This is a genomic window from Halomonas sp. 3D7M (assembly GCF_014897885.1).
Classification (GTDB): Bacteria; Pseudomonadota; Gammaproteobacteria; order Pseudomonadales; family Halomonadaceae; genus Vreelandella.
This window is the reverse complement of record NZ_JABUZF010000068.1, coordinates 1-2012: the sequence shown is the minus strand read 5'-3', so window position 1 is coordinate 2012 and position 2012 is coordinate 1. Positions and strand designations below refer to the sequence as shown.

The window sequence follows — 2012 nt, the reverse complement described above, 5'->3', positions numbered from 1 at the left end:
CAGTGAGAAATACCTATGGGAATAAGGCGATTGCGCTCCTTTCCCGCTCAATGAGCGGGAAAGGAGCAAAAATACACAAAGAAAGGGAGAAGAGTGTCTGAATTTTCGATTTTTTGTCGGCTCAAGTAAGCGTTGATGAATATCGGCAGTTATTCAGACCTTCCCTAAATACGCTAAGCCGATTGTTAATTCTTTGCATGCAGGGGGGAGTGGGAAGAGCCTCGCTATAGTTTACAGTACGGCTAATGCAAACATTTTTCGTGCGGGTTATAACTCCGGCGACGCGGCGCTTTATTACCGTATCTACGATTAGCAAGGTAATTTCCTAACGGATCAGTAAATGATTGTTACGGGAGGTGATGGAGCCGGACTACCCAATAACAATAATGTCAACTGGGACTCCATCTACGTGGCGCCGACAGGGGGGATGACTTTGTCGTGGGCTGGCTGGGGGCTGATCATGACGGCGATGGCACCTCTGCATTGATCAATCTGATGACACCGGGGTACGACACTATCGCGGTGGCGGAGGATGTGGCCGGTAACAAGTTAGTCCAGGTTGAGGGTGATGTTGATCCGGCTGTGGTAGGCGATTTGGGCGGTGGCGCACCGCCCGTCGTGAGTCAGCCGAAGTCAGTTCGATGATGTTTAGACTAAGCGATATGGATGATGGAGCTGGCGATGGAGAGATGGTGTTGCCTGAATTTGACAGCAACTATGTGGAAGAGGAGCAAGTGGCAAGTGGCTCTGAAACCTCTGGAGAAGTGCCTATGGGAGACTTCTCCGAGCTGCAGAATCCGCTTAACGACGAGCTTGATCAGAACACCTATGTGGCTTGATTAAGGCTTTAACGTTGGCATTACTGCCAAAGCACCGGGCCCAAGGGCCCGGTGCGTTTTTTGGTTAAGGTAAAGATGACCCAATATTGGCACGCAGTTTTTTGCCATCAATGCAGCAACCCTCAGTGGTATTGGTGGCAGAATGCTGGAATAGAAGCTGTAAGGAAAGCTGTAATGTCAGCCCAAGTGATCATCGCAAAATGGAGTGAAGCTAACTATGAGAAACCTCAGTGCTGACAAGCTAAAAAATAAGACTCCCTACATGGTATGGGCATTGGCGGTCAGTTTTTTGTCATGGGGTGGGGTTAGCACAACGTGGGCACAGAAGGGTGGCCCATCGACATTGGATGGTGTCACTGATCAACCGACACAAGATGCCCAAAGCCTAACCATGCAAGCGGCGGTGCAACAAGCGGTTAATTGGTACCCTTCTATTGCTGAAACATTGGGGCGCTTATATCAGCAAAATGAGCAGGTGGCGGTGGCGCGTTCTGGGTATCTGCCTCAGGTTGATGCGGGGTTATCATCACAGTACAGAACATCCAGTAGCCAAACGGAAGAGGCGTTCAATATTACCGCCTCCCAGATGCTCTATGATTTTGGCAAAGTTGAAAATGAGGTAAAAGCCGAATTATTTGGTGTGGAGCGCGATCAGGCGAGAGTCCTGTTGGCAATTGATCAACTAGCGCTCGAGGTCGCTCAAGCGGTAATTGATATTCAGCGCTTTAAAACCTTGTTGGCGATTGCAGATGATCAAATTAACAATGTCACCGATATACAGGTGTTAGCGGAAAGACGCTCAGAGCTTGGCGCCAGCACACGGTCTGATGAGGTGCAGGCGCAGTCAAGGGTGGAAGCGGCTAGAGCAACACGTGAGCAGTATCAGTCACGGCTGTCAACCAGTCGTAATAACTTAAGCAGGCTCATTGGGGCGCAAAGGCCGGTTAGCGTTACGGATACTCTTCCCGATGGCTTGTTACAAGTATGTAAGACGGTTTCTGATCAGTTTCATAATGTACCGGAAATTATGGTGGCCGATGCCCAGCGTGAAGAAGCACGCGCACAAATTGCTCGGCGTGAGGCAGATTTTTACCCAACTATCTCCGCAGAGGCAGGCTTTAATCAATTTATTAACCAGGTCGGCAACAATGAACCGCCCCGGTTATTCCGGAG

The 2012-nt window shown here is 49.8% G+C and carries 3 protein-coding genes; all 3 read left to right on the top strand.

Going from position 1 to position 2012, the window contains the following annotated elements:
* Window positions 1-438 precede the first annotated feature (438 nt).
* On the top strand, window positions 439-645 hold the full coding sequence (locus tag INT22_RS02370; RefSeq protein ID WP_193061913.1) for a hypothetical protein: 207 nt from the start codon (window positions 439-441) through the stop codon (window positions 643-645).
* On the top strand, window positions 642-839 hold the full coding sequence (locus INT22_RS02365; RefSeq protein WP_193061914.1) for a hypothetical protein: 198 nt from the start codon (window positions 642-644) through the stop codon (window positions 837-839). The genes INT22_RS02370 and INT22_RS02365 overlap by 4 nt, the downstream gene beginning before the upstream one ends.
* Window positions 840-1056: 217 nt before the next feature.
* A partial coding sequence (locus tag INT22_RS02360; protein ID WP_193067586.1) for a TolC family protein occupies window positions 1057-2012 on the top strand: 956 nt, incomplete at its 3' end.